Annotated in this window: 17 protein-coding genes; all 17 read left to right on the forward strand. The window is 65.9% G+C overall.

Translation table 11 applies throughout. The annotated features are described in order from the left end of the window. Positions 1-264 precede the first annotated feature (264 nt). Positions 265-2,736, forward strand: a complete 2,472-nt coding sequence (locus QZV97_RS04820) for an adenosylcobalamin-dependent ribonucleoside-diphosphate reductase (RefSeq protein WP_295639295.1) — start codon at positions 265-267, stop codon at positions 2,734-2,736. Positions 2,737-2,813: 77 nt separating this feature from the next. Next, positions 2,814-3,830 (forward strand): toprim domain-containing protein, encoded by a 1,017-nt coding sequence (locus QZV97_RS04825; protein ID WP_295639298.1) that lies wholly within the window; start codon positions 2,814-2,816, stop codon positions 3,828-3,830. Between the two features lie 322 nt (positions 3,831-4,152). Then, positions 4,153-5,148: a DUF932 domain-containing protein gene (locus tag QZV97_RS04830; protein WP_295639301.1), complete on the forward strand. Its 996-nt coding sequence runs from the start codon at positions 4,153-4,155 to the stop codon at positions 5,146-5,148. A 253-nt stretch (positions 5,149-5,401) separates the two neighbouring features. Continuing rightward, positions 5,402-6,247 carry a helix-turn-helix domain-containing protein gene (locus QZV97_RS04835; RefSeq protein ID WP_295639304.1) on the forward strand — a complete coding sequence of 282 codons (846 nt, stop codon included), beginning with the start codon at positions 5,402-5,404 and terminating at the stop codon, positions 6,245-6,247. 263 nt (positions 6,248-6,510) lie between these two features. Beyond that, the gene (locus QZV97_RS04840) at positions 6,511-6,828 is read left to right on the forward strand and encodes a flagellar transcriptional regulator FlhD (RefSeq protein WP_295639307.1); all 318 of its coding nucleotides are present in this window, start codon (positions 6,511-6,513) and stop codon (positions 6,826-6,828) included. Between the two features lie 24 nt (positions 6,829-6,852). Next, positions 6,853-7,956, forward strand: coding sequence for a FlhC family transcriptional regulator (locus QZV97_RS04845; protein WP_295639310.1), 1,104 nt, complete (start codon positions 6,853-6,855; stop codon positions 7,954-7,956). 81 nt (positions 7,957-8,037) lie between these two features. Further along, complete coding sequence (gene mobH / locus QZV97_RS04850; RefSeq protein ID WP_295639313.1) at positions 8,038-9,804, forward strand: MobH family relaxase; 1,767 nt, start codon at positions 8,038-8,040, stop codon at positions 9,802-9,804. Between the two features lie 3 nt (positions 9,805-9,807). Beyond that, positions 9,808-11,715, forward strand: coding sequence for a conjugative transfer system coupling protein TraD (gene traD, locus QZV97_RS04855; protein ID WP_295639316.1), 1,908 nt, complete (start codon positions 9,808-9,810; stop codon positions 11,713-11,715). After that, the gene (locus tag QZV97_RS04860) at positions 11,712-12,338 is read left to right on the forward strand and encodes a DUF4400 domain-containing protein (RefSeq protein ID WP_295639319.1); all 627 of its coding nucleotides are present in this window, start codon (positions 11,712-11,714) and stop codon (positions 12,336-12,338) included. The genes traD and QZV97_RS04860 overlap by 4 nt, the downstream gene beginning before the upstream one ends. Positions 12,339-12,413: 75 nt before the next feature. Next, positions 12,414-12,953, forward strand: coding sequence for a hypothetical protein (locus QZV97_RS04865; protein ID WP_295639322.1), 540 nt, complete (start codon positions 12,414-12,416; stop codon positions 12,951-12,953). A 5-nt stretch (positions 12,954-12,958) separates the two neighbouring features. Then, on the forward strand, positions 12,959-13,516 hold the full coding sequence (locus QZV97_RS04870; protein ID WP_295639325.1) for a lytic transglycosylase domain-containing protein: 558 nt from the start codon (positions 12,959-12,961) through the stop codon (positions 13,514-13,516). Continuing rightward, on the forward strand, positions 13,513-14,244 hold the full coding sequence (locus tag QZV97_RS04875) for an OmpA family protein (RefSeq protein ID WP_295639328.1): 732 nt from the start codon (positions 13,513-13,515) through the stop codon (positions 14,242-14,244). Before QZV97_RS04870 ends, QZV97_RS04875 begins: the two co-directional genes overlap by 4 nt. Next, on the forward strand, positions 14,244-14,558 hold the full coding sequence (locus QZV97_RS04880; RefSeq protein ID WP_295639331.1) for a hypothetical protein: 315 nt from the start codon (positions 14,244-14,246) through the stop codon (positions 14,556-14,558). Before QZV97_RS04875 ends, QZV97_RS04880 begins: the two co-directional genes overlap by 1 nt. Positions 14,559-14,659: 101 nt before the next feature. Beyond that, the gene (locus QZV97_RS04885; protein WP_295639334.1) at positions 14,660-14,932 is read left to right on the forward strand and encodes a hypothetical protein; all 273 of its coding nucleotides are present in this window, start codon (positions 14,660-14,662) and stop codon (positions 14,930-14,932) included. Positions 14,933-14,971: 39 nt separating this feature from the next. Beyond that, complete coding sequence (gene traL / locus QZV97_RS04890; protein ID WP_295639337.1) at positions 14,972-15,271, forward strand: type IV conjugative transfer system protein TraL; 300 nt, start codon at positions 14,972-14,974, stop codon at positions 15,269-15,271. 18 nt (positions 15,272-15,289) lie between these two features. Further along, complete coding sequence (gene traE / locus QZV97_RS04895) at positions 15,290-15,904, forward strand: type IV conjugative transfer system protein TraE (protein WP_295639340.1); 615 nt, start codon at positions 15,290-15,292, stop codon at positions 15,902-15,904. After that, the gene (locus QZV97_RS04900; protein ID WP_295639343.1) at positions 15,846-16,673 is read left to right on the forward strand and encodes a type-F conjugative transfer system secretin TraK; all 828 of its coding nucleotides are present in this window, start codon (positions 15,846-15,848) and stop codon (positions 16,671-16,673) included. The genes traE and QZV97_RS04900 overlap by 59 nt, the downstream gene beginning before the upstream one ends. Position 16,674 lies beyond the last annotated feature (1 nt).

Raw genomic sequence — 16,674 nt, forward strand, 5'->3', positions numbered from 1 at the left:
CCTCAGGTAGCTGGCAGACCTGTCGCCTCGCGGCGAGAAGCCAGCCCAAGAGTCCAAGGTGCTGCCTGCGTGCAGCACGAATTCAGCTGAACACGCGCCCCGCGGCGTGCGATTCCGCTGGCCGCCGCCGGGCGGGCCCGAGTTGATCCAACGCTCGGTCCGCCCCATCCGCCCACATCCGCAGCCGAGACAGTCACCGCGCATTGCAACGCGATGCGCGGGGGACTGCCCTTGCCACGTGGGTATCCCTTTCAAGGAGTTTTCATGAAACTCAACGATCTTCCCGCACCCGACGCTGCCCTCGAGCCGCAAGCGATCTCCATCGACGTGCTGCTCGAGAAGTACGCGAAGGGCAACGAGTCCTCGATCGAGGACGTGCTACACCGCGTCGCACGCGCCCTGTCGCAGGCCGAGGACGCAGAGCACCGCGAGCACTGGTCAGCGGAGTTCCTCTGCGCGCTGCGTAGCGGCTTCGTGCCCGCCGGCCGAATCAACTCGGCGGGCGGCACGGACATCCGCGCGACGCTGATCAACTGCTTCGTGCAGCCGGTCGGCGACAGCGTCTCCGAGGACTTCGACGGCAAGCCCAGCATTTACAAGGCGCTGGCGCAAGCTGCCGAGACGATGCGTCGCGGTGGCGGCGTGGGCTACGACTTCAGTCGGATCCGTCCGAGGGGAGCCATGGTCAAAGGCACGCACTCGAACGCCTCTGGGCCGGTCAGCTACATGTCGGTTTTCGACCGCTCCTGCGAGACCGTCGAGTCGGCCGGTTCGCGCCGAGGAGCCCAGATGGGCATCCTGCGCTGCGATCACCCGGACCTGCTCGAGTTCGTCCATTCGAAGGACCAGAACGGCCTTCGCAACTTCAACATCTCCGTCGGCATCACCGACGCCTTCATGAGCGCCGTCGAAGCCGATGCGGAGTTCGAACTCGTGCACTCGGCAGAGCCCGTCAAGGCACTCATCGACGCCGGAGCCTACCGGCGCGCTCCAGACGGTCAGTGGGTGTACTGCAAGGTGCGCGCGCGTGCGCTGATGGACGAGATCGTGCGGTCGACCTACGACCACGCCGACCCTGGCGTGGTCTTCCTCGATCGCATGAACGAGGAGAACAACCTCCACTACATCGAAGTGATCGAAGCGACCAACCCCTGCAGCGAGCAATCGCTGCCGGACTACGGATGCTGCTGCCTGGGGTCGATCAACCTGACCCGGTTCGTCGTCGATTCGTTCACCCCCTCCGCCAGGTTCGACTGGACCCGGTTCAAGGAAGTAGTCCGGGTGGCGGTGCGCATGCTCGACAACGTGCTCGACGTGACGTACTGGCCGCTGCCCGAACAACAGCGCGAAGCGATGTCCAAGCGCCGGATCGGGCTGGGGTTCCTCGGCCTCGGCAGCGCGCTCGTGATGATGCGCGTCGCGTACAACTCGGAGGCCGGGTATGCGTTCGGGGCGGAGGTCGCTCAGGCCATGCGCGACGAAGCCTATCGGGCCTCGATCACCCTGGCCGAAGAGAAGGGAGTCTTTCCGGCTCTCGATGCGCAGCGGTATTTGGAGAGCGGGTTCGCGAAGCGATTGCCTGAAGATATCCGCACGGCGATCGCCGAGCGTGGCATCCGCAACAGCCACCTGCTGTCGATCGCGCCGACGGGCACGATCAGCCTCGCCTTTGCCGACAACGCGAGCAACGGCATCGAGCCGGCCTTCTCGTGGACCTACAACCGCAAGAAGCGCATGCCCGACAACTCGTTCATGGAGTACCGGGTCGAGGATCACGCCTACCGTCTCTTCCGAGAGTGCGGCGGAGACACCGTGCGGTTGCCGCCCTACTTCGTGTCCGCGATGGAGATGTCGGCCGACGACCACCTGCAGATGTTGGTACGGGTGCAGCCGTTCATCGACTCCTCGATCTCCAAGACGGTGAACGTTCCCAAGGACTATCCGTTCGCGGAGTTCGGGGAGCTGTACAGCAAGGCATGGAGGGCGGGGCTCAAGGGCCTGGCGACCTACCGCCCGAACGATGTCACCGGCTCGGTCTTGTCGCTGGAGACGGCCTCGGCGTCGTCGACGCCGGCGACGGAGGACGACCCGCTACGCAAGCAGATCGCCAGCCGTCCTGGCGGCGAGCTCGAAGGCGTGACGTCCAAGGTCGAGTATTGGACCGCGGAAGGCAAGAAGTCCGTGTACCTCACCGTGAACTTCATGCGCGTGCGAGGTACGGTGAGCGGCCGCGAGGTTTGCATCGAGCGGCCCGTCGAGTTCTTCGTTCCGGCGGGGCAACGCGACGAGGGCCAGCAGTGGATCTCGTCGAACATGCGGTTGCTGTCGATGGTTGCGCGATCCGGGGGCTCGATCCCGAAAGCGCTGGCCAACATGCAAGAAGTGGTGTGGGACAAGGGACCGGTTCGCTGCGGCACGGTGAGCAAGGCAGACGGCGCGCAGGCGCCGCGCTTCCATGATTCCGAGGTCGCGGCGATCGGCTACGCCCTCCAGCAGATTCTCGCGAGGCGCGGCTTTCTCGACGCCTCGGGTAACCAGGTTCCAGCTGACGTCTTGGCTGGACGGTTCGAGGTGCACGCGACCCCTCGCGCCGCCGAACCGTCGGCGCCGCACAGCGATGCGGCGCTCGCGTTCGGAAGCGGGAAGAGGTGCCCCGAATGCGGCGCCAACGCGCTGCACAAGGTCGACGGATGCCTGCGTTGCGCCAACTGCAACCACCTCGGCAGCTGCGGCTGATTCACAACCAAGGATCCCGTGCGGCGAGCGACACCACTCGCCGGCCGCACGGGGCCGCCACTCGTGGCGAGGACATCATGAACGACGAGTTCGAATCGCGCGTTCGGGACATCAAGTCCCGCGCGCATGGTCACTGGACTTCCATCCTGAAGGCGCTGGGCGTCGACGAGGCGATCTTGAACGGCAAGAACCAGCCGTGCCCACTTCCCGGGTGTGGCGGGACCGACCGCTTCCAGTACACCGACAAGTTCGGCGAGGGCAACTACCACTGCCGCACATGCGGCGCTGGTGGGGGGCTCAAGCTGGCTCAAGGCGTGCTCGGGATGCGATTCGGCGAGCTGCTCGAGGCCGTGGAACGACAGCTCGGCGCAGCCCGGCCGGTGGCGGCTCATGCCGTCAACGGTCCGTCGCCGGAGCGCATGAAGCGGCTCTGCCAGCGGATCTGGAACGAAGCCAAGCCCATCACCATGGGCGACGAGGTGGACCGCTACCTGCGCAACCGCGGGATCGCGCTGACTACCTATCCGCGCTCGCTGCGTTTCCATCCGGACCTCGGCTACTACGAGAAGCTGAACGGGCAGCAGCGTGCGAAGAAGATCGCGGAGTACCCGGCGATGATTGCCTGCGTCCAGGGGCACGACGGCCATGCCATCACGCTGCACCGGACGTACCTCGCTGCAGGGCGCAAAGCCCTGGGCGAGCAGAGCAAGAAGGTGCTGTCCTCGGGGATCAATGGCGCGGCGGTTCGGCTCGATGAGCCCTCCGACGAGCTGGCGGTCACCGAGGGCATCGAGACCGGGCTGGCCGTTCGGCTCAGCACCGGCAAGCAAGTGTGGTCCGCACTGAACTGCGGGAACATGGAAAAGCTGTGGATCCCCGCATCAATCAAGCGCGTCTGCATCTATGCCGACAACGATGCCAATGCCGAGTTCGCCGGCCAGGCGTCCGCGTATGTGCTCGCGCAGCGGCTGCTCAGAGAGGCCAAGCGGGACGGCATCGACCGCAGGGTCCAGGTGTTCGTGCCGAAGCACGCCGGCGCCGACTGGGCCGACATCTGGCTCGCACGCTTCGCCAACGAGGCGAAGGCGGCGTAGCCGTTTCGGGCGAGGTGGCAACGACGCCGCCTCGCCTCTTTCCTTGGACCTCATGCAAGGGGTCCAGCGAAAGAGGTTCTCACTGGTAGCTGCCGCACCAGGCCGCATCGCGGCGAAGGCAGCCCTTGACTTCTCAGCGTGGCCTTGACCGGTCTCGCTACATCCCGGCTCAGGCAGGCCTGAGCCACCACCCTTGCGGGGACGCCCTCCCCACAGGGGAAGACCGTCCCCGACTCTCATTGGAGATTTCCGGATGAAGTACGGACGTTCCCTCATCGACCTGGCCAACGAACTCGAGCGCCAGCTCGCGACCAAGCTCGACATGATCGTTCCCACGCAGCTCATGCACCATGACACCGCGGTGGACGGCGCGACGAGCATCACGATCGAGACGCCCGGCGGCACGCGTGCCTTCGGCACGACGGACGCGTTCCGGCGCCAGATGGCAGACAAGCTGAAGATCCCGTTCGCCTACTTCGAACGTATGCGGATGGAACAGCCCGCATTGCTCGACCGCAATGTGGACACCTGGCTGCACGACGAGCCCGAGCAGCGCATGGTGCGAACCCTCGACGGGCAAGCCCGTGCCTTCCTGTCGGATCGGTACCGGCGCCTGGACAACTACGATCTGCTCCAGCACGTCTTCCCGATCCTGCGGCAACTGCCCGACGCACGCTTCGAATCGGCCGAGCTGACGGCCAGTCGCATGTACCTCAAGGTCGTGACGCCGCAGGTGCAGTTCGAGATGCAGCCGGGCGACATCGTCCAGGCCGGCGTGGTGGTCAGCAATTCCGAGATCGGCCAAGGCACGCTGTCGGTTCAGCCGCTGGTCTATCGCCTTCGCTGCAAGAACGGTCTGATCGCCGCCGACCGCGCGATGCGCAAGACGCACGTTGGCCGCCTCAGCGACGCGTCCGCCGAGGAGGTGACGATCTTCAAGGACGACACGCTCGCCGCGGACGACAAGGCATTCTTCCTGAAGGTGCGCGATGTCGTCGAATCCGCCGTCTCGGAGGCCACGTTCACGCTGGCCGCGGAGAAGATGCGCCGGACGCTGGGCATCCCGCTGAAGGGCGACCCGGTGAAGGCGGTCGAGGTCCTGGCGACCCGTTTCTTGCTCAATGAGCAGGAGCGCGCCGGCGTACTGCGCTCGCTGATCGCCGAAGCCGACCTGTCGGGCTACGGCCTCGTCAACGCCGTGACCGGGTACGCCCAGGAGGTCGAGGACTATGACCGGTCGACCGAGCTCGAGGCGATCGCCGGCAGGATGATCGAGCAGAGCCGGTCGGAATGGGATGCTGTCGCCGAAGCGGCCTGATCGAACCGCGCCTGGCACGCAGGCGGCGCATTGATAAGCCAAAGGGGGCACCAACCTGGAAGGGGTGGTGCCCCTTTTTTCTTCCCCGAGAGGCAGTCGATAGTTCTTCAGATTTGACGTTTTTCATCAACATTGAGGTCACTTCTCGATGCAATACGCCCCCTCCAGTCTTCCGCGCCTCGTGACTTTCTATCGTCGGTCGTACACTCTCCCAATGCAGGAGATGTCCCGCTCCCGAAAAGAAGTCCACGACATGGAACAAGACCCCGCAGGCGACAAGTCCGCTCCGACGGCGATCACGCGGGCCATCCAGGCTCTTCTCGACCGCCGTGGCATACCCGAGCGGAAGCGGCTGGGGGCGCTGGAGGCCGCCGTGGGCATCGCGTACCAGCAGGTCCGGCGTCGGATGATGGGCGAGACGCCCTGGAGCGTCGACGAGATCAAGCGGCTCGCCGCGCACTTCGGCGAACCCGTGTTCCGCCTCTTGGGGGCGCTCGTGGACGAAACCCCTGGCGAGCCCGCGGTGCTTCAGGTGGCTGGCGCCAAGTTGGCCTGCTCGGTCTGGCCCGGGCCCGAGGCGGCACAATGCATCGGGCCCTACGTCGCGATTCCCGGAGAAGAACCGAACGGTTGGACAGTCGTCCCCGCCTCGGAGGCTGCCGGACGCCGGGTCTTCGAGGTCCGGCGGCTGATCTTGGAAGCCGAGCCTCCAAGGCGTGTCGCCGTGGTGGACGACGACGACGATCTTGGCCGGGCCATCGTCCAGTTTCTGCGACAGAAGGGCCTGGACGCGCTCTCCTACACGAGCGCCGAGCATCTGCGCACCGCCCTGGAGACAACCAATTTCGATGGCTACATCCTCGACTGGGTGCTTGGCGAAGAGAAGGCCACCGCCCTGCTGCCGCTGATCCGCGCCAAGAATCCCGCCGGCCCGGTCATCATCCTGACCGGACAGATCGAGGCCGGCGACGCCGAGGAGTCGGACTTGGCGTCGGCCCTGACGACCTTCCGAGCCCAGTTGTACGAGAAACCCTCACGAGCTCTCAGCCTCTTCAATGCGCTGGAACTGGGTTTCGAGGCATCGCCCCGCGCGCGATAGCCCGCTCCCTCTACCGGATCGACAACGCTTGCGCCTCCTTCCTGGATGCGCCAAGCCCGAAGAGGGCGGTCGCACGCGTCATAGTGTCTAGTTTCGAAATCTCGGCTTGTCTAGTTTGTATCGTTCAACGATAGAAACATTTGACACTCAGCGACCTTATTGGGTACGCTTTCCTCAAGTCGGTGCACCTTTCGGGTGAGCCGGCTGGCCAGCCGAAGCGGCTGTGCTGATCGGCCCACCAGGCAGACCCGGGAGCAGAACCAATGAACGACACCGCGCCGTTGAACGATGTTCAGACGCTCAACTTCACGATCCTGTCGCTGATGCGTGATGCCGCCCGCAGCGACTTGGCCAGCGCCTGCTGCCGCTTCGGGCTGAGTCCGATGCAGCTGAGGGCCATCAGCGACCTTACCCCCGCCGACGTCATCGAGATCGTCGCCAGCACCGGCAACGTGCTGCTCTTCGCGCCCAGAGACGACATCGACTCTCTGCTCGCCGCACCGCGCACCGTCATTCCCATCCTGGCCTCGGCGCGTGTGCGGGGGCCTGCGAGGCACCGCGCCGATCAACCCGGCGCCTAGCGGCCAGCTCTCAGCGGCCACATCGTGGCGTTCGCCGACGCCCGCATTCGCTCGCTCGAGACGGCGCGCCTGTGCGCCATGCTGGGCGCCTGCCCGCGCACCATCGGATGGGTGACCGGCCTGCCCAACGACTTCATCCGAACGAAGATCTATGACGCCGGCCATCGCGCTCCGCGCGGCCGGCCGCCCTACACGGATGACCTCGTCTTCAAGACGACATTCAAGATCCAGGCCGAATTCGGCACCTTCGCGGCGAAGTACCGGGCGCTGACAACCGCGGGGTTCACCCCGGCGTCATCGCTGATCGCGGCATACCGGCACTACCTTTCATTCACTCCCGTTCCGTCCTTCAGCTTCGACGAGGCCTTCTTCCTCGTGTCGAACCTTGACGGCATCTGGGCCTGCACCACCCCCACGCTGCAACTCGAACCTTGCCCCCGATGTACGGCGAGGAGGCTGGTCGCGCACGGCGGCGCGTTCACGCCCGTGTGCGCCTTCTGCAAGGAGGAATGCGGCGAGCGCGGGCTGCGGCGGAGGGTCGCAGGCCGCGTGCCTCCTGACTCAGGATCGATCGGTGTCTCGGCGGGGCTGCCCCTTCAAATCGAGATTCTCCGGATGCAGCGCGTGCTCGAGTCCGCCGGGGCCCACCCTCGAGTCGTAGCGGCCATCCTCTCCGGGTATCCGGATCCCAGCCGCCGCGCACCCTCGCGGCTGGTCCGCGTCGGCAAGGCCCTCCCGGTGTCCAGATGGAGTTCCGGTGTCAGGACGCTGCTGCGCGCGCAGTTCTCCATCATGGCCTCGACGTTCAAGCGGCTGGTCGATCGAGGGATCGAGCCCGAACAGGCCATCACCGCCGCGTACCGGCATGTCCTCGCCGCCTTTCACCACGCATCGCCTTTGTCGTTCAATCGATGCTTTGAGGTCGTCTGCCTGTCCGAGGGACGGTGGGGTGTCTCCGAGCCCAAGCTGCAGCTGAAGGACTGCGAGCGCTGCGGCTCCACGTATCTCGCGAGCCGCGTCGACCCGTCGCCGCAGCGTTGCCCGTTCTGCGTGCTGCTTCGCCACCCCGAGATATATCCGCCGCGCGCTCACGCGACCACTCCAGCGGCCACCCCCCGCCTTCTCTGACCGAATCGCCCCGACTTTTCGGGTAGACCGCCGCGGGTCGTACGTCCAACATCGTCGCCGCATGGCTTCGCAGCGACGGACATGTCCCTTCTATCCTTCTTGGCCCCACGGCGTGCCTCGCCCGCCGCACGCACCGATCCTTCTCTTGCTGCAGACGCCGCGACCTATCCGTCGGTCGACCCCGGCTTGGCCGCCGGTTCGGTGGACCAACTGCTTGCCGCCCACGAGGACCTGCTCTCGCGGATCAAGCTGTGCTACGGCGCTGATCGCGCCACGTTCGAGGCGGACCTGCTGCCGTCAGTCCGCAACTTCGCGGACTTCGTGAACCTGCTTCCGGCGACGGCCGACAACTACTACTGCGAGGTGGGCGGACTGTTCCGGCTCGGACTGGAAGTCGGCTTCTACGCGCTGCAGGGCACCGACGGCCACATCGTCTCAGGGCGTTCAACGATCTCGACGCGCCGACATCTCGAACCGCGATGGCGACAGGCAACCTTCTTGGCGGGGCTGTGCAGCGAGCTGCACCGAACTCTCAGCCATGTCGTCGTGACCGACGACCGGGGCGAGGAATGGCCGGCCTACCTGAGTCCGCTGACGAGCTGGCTGCAACACAGGCGCTCCAAGCGCTTCTTCATCCGGTGGCTTTCGGGTGCTCAAGAGACTCGGGCGCTCGGGCTGTTCGCGTTGCGCCACATCGTGCCGGAACAGACAATGCAGCACCTCGCGACGGGCAACTCGGTTGTCATGCCGCAGTTCCTCGCCTGCCTGGCCGGCGTGCCCCAGTACCGTGAGCAAAGCATCCTTGCCGAGCTCGTGAAGCGCGCGACCGCGCTCGTCATTGACCGGAACCTGATTGCCAGCGCGAACCGCTACGGGCGACCCATCCTCGGCGCTCACCTCGAGCGCTATCTGCTTGATGCGATGCGGCGCCTGGTCACGTCGCACACTGCCTGGGTCCCGAATCAGGAGCGCTCCCGCGTCTGGTACGGCAAGGACGGCTTGTTCATCGTCTGGCCGAATGCCGCTGCCGAGATCCGCAAGCTCCTCGAGGAAGACGCACTGCCGGGCATTCCGAAGGCGCCCGAGACGATCCTGGAGATCCTCCTCGGCGCGAAGGTGCTGGAGGGCCGCGGCGGCGCGGAGGCGCTGTGGACCATCGCTCCGCCGCCGGGCAAGAACGTCATCGAGGCGGTCAAGCTGTCGTCGCCCGAGATCCTTTTGTCCACTCACCTCGACCCCGTCGCGCCCCTGCCCATTGCGCTCGCAGTCCGCCCACAGCCCAAGGCGAGCGAACCAGCGCCGCCGTGCCCGCAGCCCGAGCAACTCAGTCTGGAAGTCCACGTGCCCGCGCCGCCGTCCATGTCGGTCCCCGAGCGGCAGGCGGTGACAGCCGACGGCGAGATCCTCCCCGCGGGGAGCAGCGGCGCTGCGCACGACATCGCCGACGCCGCCCAAGAACCGGACAACGAAGCCGCGCCGGCGCGCCACACCGAGCCGGCGCCGCCACCCGTGTTCAAGCTCGAAGCTCCGATGCGCTTGAACCCGCGTGTGCGAGACGCGCTCGCCGCCGCCATCGACACCATGAACGGCGACTCGAAGGCAGCGATCGCCGTCACGGTGCCAGCCGGCGTGTTCGTTTCGCTGGAGCACTTCAAGCGGACCAACATCGACCTGCCCGTCGTGCTGCGATCACTGGCCGAAACAGGAATGGCCGTCGGCCGCCATTCGTCGCGCGTCGACACCGTGCAGCACGAGCTCGGCGGGCAGTCCGAGTTCGGCTTCGTCCTGAAGCCCGCGTTCGTTCGCGGGCTCGACCCCGCCGACTTCGCGCCGGCGCCGGGAGAATGAGCCATGCTGGTCCGTGACTATGAAATGCCGTGGCGGCCGGCGTACGAGATGTGGGCCGGCGCTGCGTGGCTGGTCGGATTGCTCTCCTTCGTGTACCTCGGCGGGCGCGGCCTCATCACATCTGCGGTCGCGCTCGGACTGGCGCTCGTGGCGCTGATGATGGCCGCTCACCGGACGCGTCAGGGACTGCGGGTCCTCACGGTTCGCGCCTCACTGTCCGGCAAGGCCATGCAGATCATCACCACCCGGAAGCTCGAGACGTTCACGCGCGACCCGAGCCAGGTGTTCCTCGGTTTCGGGTTCGAGTGGCTGCCCGTCCATTCGCAGCGCCTGTATGAGCTCGCGAAGATCAACTACAAGGACTATGCCGTTTCGCCCCACCTGCTGCGATTGCTGGGCTTCGCGGTCAGTCCTCAACCCGATTCCGAGATCGGGCTCCCGTACATCCATGGCGTCGAATCACGGGAGCACGCGCTCTACCGTCCACTGCAGAACTTCGAGGGCGGGACACTGCTGGTCGGCACGACCCAAGCCGGCAAAGGCGTCGCGCTCGGCAACTTCCTGACCCAGGCCGTCCGACGCGGCGACGTCGTGGTCTTCATCGACCCGAAGAACAGCCGCCGCCTCAAGCGCGTGGTCCAGCGTGCTTGCGAGGACTACCGCGAGGCGGACACCTTCATGGAGTTCCACCCCGCGTTCCCCGAGACCGGTGTGCGGCTCGACTTCACGTTCAACTGGCAGAAGCCGACCGAGATCGCCTCCCGCATCCAGTCGATCATGCCGGTGGACACGGGCGGCGCGTTCACTGCATTCGGATGGGACGCAGTGAACGTCGTCGTGCAGGGGCTGGTGAGTCTGGAAGACAGGCCGAACCTGCTGAAGCTCACGCACTACATCGAGGGCGGCATCGAGCCCGTGCTCGAAGCATCGCTGCAGCGCTTCTTCGACCGGCAACTGGGCTACGGATGGCGCGACTCGCAGGAGATGCGCGCCCTGCTGCAGACGGCGGCGCGCGGGGGCATCAAGAAGCCGTCGGAGGTTGCCACACCACAGCTGCTCGCGTTCGTGTCGTACTACGAGCAGCGCATTTCGCAGACCCAGCGCGACAAGGTCATCGACTCGCAGATCCGGGTGTTCCGCCACAACCGAGAGCACTACCAGAAGATCACGGCCAATCTGCTGCCGATCCTGTCCATGCTCACCTCGGGCGACCTCGGGCAGAGCCTTTCGCCGGATCCGTTCGATCTGGACGACAAGCGTCCGATCATGAACTTCGAGAAGATCGAGCGCGGCGGCCACGTGCTCTACATGTGCCTCGACTCCCTGCCGGACCCCTCGGTCGCCTCGGCGATCGGCGCGCTGGCGATCGCCGACCTCGCGGCGCGTGCGGGCATGCGCTACAACCTGGGCAGCAGCCGGCGGATCACGCTCGTCGTCGACGAGATCGCGAACGTGATCAACCAGCCCCTCATCGAGATCCTGAACAAGGGCGCCGAAGGCGGCATCCATTCGATCTGCGCGATGCAGACGCTCGCCGACCTGGCCAAGCGCCTCGGCTCCGAGGACGCGGCCCGCATGGCGCTGGGCAACCTGAACAACCTCTTCGCGCTTCGCTCCAAGGACCGACCGACACAGGACTTCATCGTCGAGACCTTCGGCAAGACCGGCATCCACACGATGCGCGTGGGGCTCAACCAGGGCGCGGACACGCACCTCGGCGACTGGAGCGCAGGCAAGAGCGTCCAGGTTACCGAGTCGATGGAGGAACGCGTACCTGTGGACATCCTTGGCAAGCTTCCCAACCTGCAGTACTTCGGGTCGGTCGCGGGCCGCCTGGTCAAGGGAAGATTCGCGATCTTGAACCCCGACTTCGACCGGCAGGGGTCCGCAGCGAAGGAAGCCGCCAAGTGATCCGCTACGTCTGGATCACGGCCATGCTGGCCATCCTGTGCATCGTGCTGTACATCCCGTCCGCGGCCCCTCCGGAGCGCTTCCTCGAGGTGCTGCGCGCCGAGCATGCGATGAACGAACACGTGTGGGGCGCGGCCACGGCGCAGCGCATCCTTTCGCGGATGCTCGACATGCAGCAGGCAGGCAAGCAACTCAGTGACCCGCCGGCTCCGACGATCCAGGTCCCACCGAGCGGGGCCATCGACGCCGCCATGGTGCACCAGGTGAGCCAAATGAGCGCACGCCTATTCGGCAACCCGTACTTTCGCTCGATCGACTCGCTCTTCGTACTCGTCACCTACCGGCTCAGCGCACTCGTCGAGCTTCTTCCGCTGTTGTTGATCTTTTGTCTGGTGGTGGCGGTCGACGGGCTGGTGGTGCGCTTGGTCCGGGCGCGCGAGTTCATTCCCCACAGCGCCGAAATGTTCGGCGGCAGCGTCGCCGGCGGCATCGCCCTGGGAAGTGCGGTGGTCGTCGCCTGGTTCCTTCCGCTTCAGATGCACCCGATGTTCGTCACGCTGTGCCTGCTCCTGATGCTCTTCGTGCTGAGTCGGGCCCTGGCGAACTATCACGTGATCCGCTGAGGGGCCACCCCCCTCAACTCGGCCTCATCTGGGCCGGATTTCCGGGTGCGCGCGGGGCGCGTCTTCCATACGCTGATGGCCACTGAGACGACACCAACGCGCGTCTCCAAAGGCCACCCGATGCAAGCCGAAATGCAACTCTCGCGAGGTCTGTCGATGGCAAGTCCGATCGACCGTGAAGATCGACAACCCACTGTTCAAACGGGCGTCTGGATCGAGGAACACGACTGGCTCCATCGCATCTTCAAGTCGCCCGAGAACCGCTCTCCGAAGTTCCGCTTCCCCGACCTGTTGGGCGCGTGCGTCTCGTTGGCGGTCGACAGTTCGGACGGACAGCAGCGCCTCGTCGAATACCTCGAGACACGCCTGACGCAGCGCGATCCGAAGACGGAGCGCCGCAGCTGCGACATCTGGAGCGCGCAGTTCGAACAGCTGATGGAGGCGCATCGGGCGGCATGGAACCGCTTCCCGAACCCCATGTTCGAGATCGACCACATCACGACCGGCTGCGTGGCGATCGCGATGTCGCTGCCCGACGGCCAGGCGAGCGTGCTCCGCCAAGCCCGCCTCAACCTTCTCGCGCGGGCCAAGGCGCGCGGCGTCACGACGAACTGACCGCGATGAAGCCGTCTTTGCGTGTTCTCGTTGCTGCCTCTGCGGCCTGCGCCGCCTGGGTGCCCAACAGCAGCCGCGCCTGCTGGGAGGAGGCCGAGCGCTTGTACGGCGTGTCCTCGAGCCTACTCTACGCGGTGGCGCGTGCCGAGTCAGACCTCGATCCGTCGGCCGTGAACCTCACGCATCGTTCCCGGACGGGGACCTATGACATCGGCCTCATGCAGATCAACAGCAGCCACTTGCCGACGCTCGCGGCGGCCGGGATCACCGAGCGCGATCTCTACGACCCCTGCACCAACATCAAGGTCGGCGCCTGGCTGATGGCGCATGCGTTCGCCCGCTATGGCATGTCTTGGAATGCCGTCGGGGCCTACAACGCCGCGTGCAGCCAGCTGAAGGGCGAGGCGTGCACGCAAGCCCGCAGCCGCTACGCATGGCGCGTCTACCACCGCCTGCCGACTCCTGGCCACGCGACGCCTGGCGCAACGAAGGCGCCGGCGCCGGAGCGCAGCACGCGAGTAGCGAAGGTGGGCTTCATCCTGTCAGCGAGGGTCTCTCCATGAGCCGCCGCATCTCTCGGGCGGCCGTCACATCGACGCTCGCCGGCTGCTTGGTGATGACCTGTTCGTCGTGCGCCGGATTGCGTTCACAAACGCCGAGCGATGCGCTGAGCGATGGAGCCACACGTGCTGCCCACGCCCCGCTGAGACAGCGGCTGGCGCAATTCTCCTTCGGGCGTGACGCGGTATTCGGCATCTGCGCCGAACCTGCCTGCCCACAGGTGACGCGCAAGACGCTTGCGACCGCACTGTTGACTCCGCAGCCCGTCGCACAGCGGGAGCCTCTCGCGCAGCCCACCTCCACTGCCGCGCTCCACGTCGAGCCGACGAAGTCAGCGGCCTCGGCACCGCAGCCCACCGAAGCCGGGAAGCCCTCGCCCGTCGATGCGACGCGCCACATGGTGCTGACGTTCGCGTTCGCATCAGCAGAGTTGTCGCCTTCGGCGAAAGCAGCGCTCGATGCCTCGATGGGCGATGCGAAGAAGGCTAACCGCATCGTCATCTCCGGCCGGACCGACGCCATCGGCGACGTCAACGTCAACCAGGCGCTCGCGATGGCCCGAGCGCTCGCGGTGCGCGACCGCATTCGCACGATCGCGCCCGACATCAGTGCCACGATCGCCATCGACGCCAAGGGTCGCTGCTGCTTCGTGGCGTCGAACAGCGACGAGGACGGACGCGCGCGCAATCGCCGCGTCGAGATCGTGTTCATGGCCGTAGGAGGCGCTTGATGAATCAGCCGATTCTCAGGCCTGCGGCCACGACTCCCGAGAGACCGCAGTCCGATCCGCGGCGACGCGACATGACGGCGCGCTCCTCTGCATACCCGCAGCCCAAGCGCAGGGTGAGGCCCGGATGGAAAGCAACCATCGTCCGAGCCGAGACTTTCGCGAAGCTGAGGGCCATCCAGAAATCCACGAGCGATCCCGCGATCGACCTGAGCTACCTGACGGACGCGTGCCTTCAGATCGCTCTGGACATTGGCGCGGAAGTCATCGTGCAGCGCGCACTGGACGCCCTGCGTCCGGCACGCACCTCAGCCTGACCCATCAATCTTTCCATGGAGTTCCAGTCATGAATGCATCGATTTCGCCCCTTCCCGCGCCTTCGCGCAAGCTGGTCCCCCTCATCGGCCTGCTGGCCGTCTTGTTCGCGGGCCTGCTGGCGGCGTTTCCGACCCACGCCCTCGACCTGGTCGCCTTCACCGGCATCACGGGCCCGCTGGTTGGCGCACTGACGCTCCTGGCCGCTCTCGGCCCCGGCATCAAGGCGCTCGTTGCCTTCATCGGCTTCGTCGTCGCCTTCATCAGCCTCGCCGCACTGCGCAACTTCGGTCCTGTGCTGTTCTACATCGGGATGGCCATCTTCGGCGCCGTCGGCCTCGTCATCGCCGGCGCGATCATGGGCGCGGTCATCTGACGCCGGCTCCAGTCGCAACCACCAAGCGAGGAGAACTCGATGCAGACCGACACCTACATCCCACGCCGTCTTGACGACCAATGGAAGGTCGGCTTCTGGGATGCCGACGTCGCGTTCCCCTTCGCTTTCTCGTTCTTCGTCGGGTACATGTCGAGCACCAAGCTCGGCTTCTTCCTCTGCGTCGCGGCAGGCCTCTACCTCAGCCGCTGGGTTTCGCGCACCAAGGCCGACAAGCACCCTGCCTTCGCAATGCACTGGGCCTATTGGGCGCTGCCCTCGAATCCGATCACCGCGATGCGGTCCACCCCGCCATCGCACCTTCGCCGCATGGTCGGCTGACCCTCACTCGCGAACACCATGGATTTCGAACGCCACCAGAACGACTTGCGCGTCCAGCGCAAGGCCAATCGCACCTTGGGAGCCGTGCTCGCGCTGCTCGGCGTTTGCCAGCTGATCTCGCTGGTCGTGATCGCAAGCATCGTCGGCTCCGAACGCACGGTCATCGTGCCCCCGAACATCGACAAGTCGTTCTGGGTGTCCAGGGACAAAGCCAGTCGCGAGTACCTCGAGCAGATGGCCGGCTACGTGTCCTGGCTGATGCTCGACGTCACTCCCACGACGGTCGACTGGAAGCGCAACGTGCTGCTGAACTGGGTGTCGCCTGAGCAGCACGCGGCGATGAAGACCAAGATGGATCTGGAGGCCGACCGTCTGCGCACCCACAACGCCTCCACTTCCTTCCTCATTCAGCAGCTCACCACCGACGAGAAGGAGCAGTCGGTCCTGATCACCGGCCGCCTGCGCCGGCAGATCAACGGCACCGACGTCGCCGAGCCGGAGACACGCTCCTACCTCGCGCAGTTCCATTACACGGGCGGCCGTGTCCACATCCAGACCTTCAAGGAGATCGCCAATGTCCAACCTGGCCAGGTTCGCGTGGGCGTCGCTGGTTCCGGCACTGTGGCTCGCTAGCGCGCCACCTGCCCACGCGCTTCAAGTGGTCGAGGCCAGCGACGGCGTCACCGTCGAGGCCGTCCTGTCGATCAAGGAAGCGACCCGCATCCGGATCGATGGATCGTCGATCACGAACGTCTTCGGCAACATCTACTCGAGCAATTGCGGCGCCACCACCTCCGCTCCACCCGGTGCGCCACAGAGCGGCGCACCCCAGACGCTTCCGGGCTCGCAGGTCAATCCCGCCGGGGAGATCGTGCTCGAGTGCGATGTCGACAAGGGCGAGATCTACGTTCGCCCGGTCGGCGACTCGGTCAAGCCCGTCAACCTGTTCGTCTCGTCGCAGCACGCGACTTACACCTTGCTGCTGCGCAGGTCCGACACGCCGGCCGACACGATCGTCATCCGTGACAAGGCGCCACGTGCCGCCAGGCTCGACACGTCGGCCTCCAACCCCACGGGCCGTCAGGCTCAGCACATTCGCTCCCTCAAGGCCATGTTGGTCGCGATGGCCTCTGACAGGGCACCCACCGACATCCGCATCGACGAGGTCAACCGCCCGATCCAGCTATGGGCCGAGGCCCGCTTCTCGCTGGTTCGCCTGTACGAAGGCCGCGGCCTGATCGGCGAGCGCTACATCCTGACCAACGTCAGCAACCAGAACATGGTCCTCACCGAGCAGGAGTTCGACCGCGAGTCCGGAACGGTCCTCGCCGTCTCGATCGAGAACCACAACCTTCGCCCGGGCGAGACCACGACGGTCTACGTCATTCGCCAAGGAGCGTAGC

Source organism: uncultured Methylibium sp., assembly GCF_902826655.1.
Classification (GTDB): domain Bacteria; phylum Pseudomonadota; class Gammaproteobacteria; order Burkholderiales; family Burkholderiaceae_C; genus Methylibium.

What these genes read in the sequence shown, in the direction of transcription:
- QZV97_RS04820 (WP_295639295.1), top strand. Translation starts at nt 265, where the DNA reads ATGAAACTCAACGATCTTCCCGCACCCGACGCTGCCCTCGAGCCGCAA.
- QZV97_RS04825 (WP_295639298.1), top strand. Translation starts at nt 2,814, where the DNA reads ATGAACGACGAGTTCGAATCGCGCGTTCGGGACATCAAGTCCCGCGCG.
- QZV97_RS04830 (WP_295639301.1), top strand. Translation starts at nt 4,153, where the DNA reads ATGATCGTTCCCACGCAGCTCATGCACCATGACACCGCGGTGGACGGC.
- QZV97_RS04835 (WP_295639304.1), top strand. Translation starts at nt 5,402, where the DNA reads ATGGAACAAGACCCCGCAGGCGACAAGTCCGCTCCGACGGCGATCACG.
- QZV97_RS04840 (WP_295639307.1), top strand. Translation starts at nt 6,511, where the DNA reads ATGAACGACACCGCGCCGTTGAACGATGTTCAGACGCTCAACTTCACG.
- mobH (WP_295639313.1), top strand. Translation starts at nt 8,038, where the DNA reads ATGTCCCTTCTATCCTTCTTGGCCCCACGGCGTGCCTCGCCCGCCGCA.
- traD (WP_295639316.1), top strand. Translation starts at nt 9,808, where the DNA reads ATGCTGGTCCGTGACTATGAAATGCCGTGGCGGCCGGCGTACGAGATG.
- QZV97_RS04865 (WP_295639322.1), top strand. Translation starts at nt 12,414, where the DNA reads ATGGCCACTGAGACGACACCAACGCGCGTCTCCAAAGGCCACCCGATG.
- QZV97_RS04870 (WP_295639325.1), top strand. Translation starts at nt 12,959, where the DNA reads ATGAAGCCGTCTTTGCGTGTTCTCGTTGCTGCCTCTGCGGCCTGCGCC.
- QZV97_RS04875 (WP_295639328.1), top strand. Translation starts at nt 13,513, where the DNA reads ATGAGCCGCCGCATCTCTCGGGCGGCCGTCACATCGACGCTCGCCGGC.
- QZV97_RS04880 (WP_295639331.1), top strand. Translation starts at nt 14,244, where the DNA reads ATGAATCAGCCGATTCTCAGGCCTGCGGCCACGACTCCCGAGAGACCG.
- traL (WP_295639337.1), top strand. Translation starts at nt 14,972, where the DNA reads ATGCAGACCGACACCTACATCCCACGCCGTCTTGACGACCAATGGAAG.
- traE (WP_295639340.1), top strand. Translation starts at nt 15,290, where the DNA reads ATGGATTTCGAACGCCACCAGAACGACTTGCGCGTCCAGCGCAAGGCC.
- QZV97_RS04900 (WP_295639343.1), top strand. Translation starts at nt 15,846, where the DNA reads ATGTCCAACCTGGCCAGGTTCGCGTGGGCGTCGCTGGTTCCGGCACTG.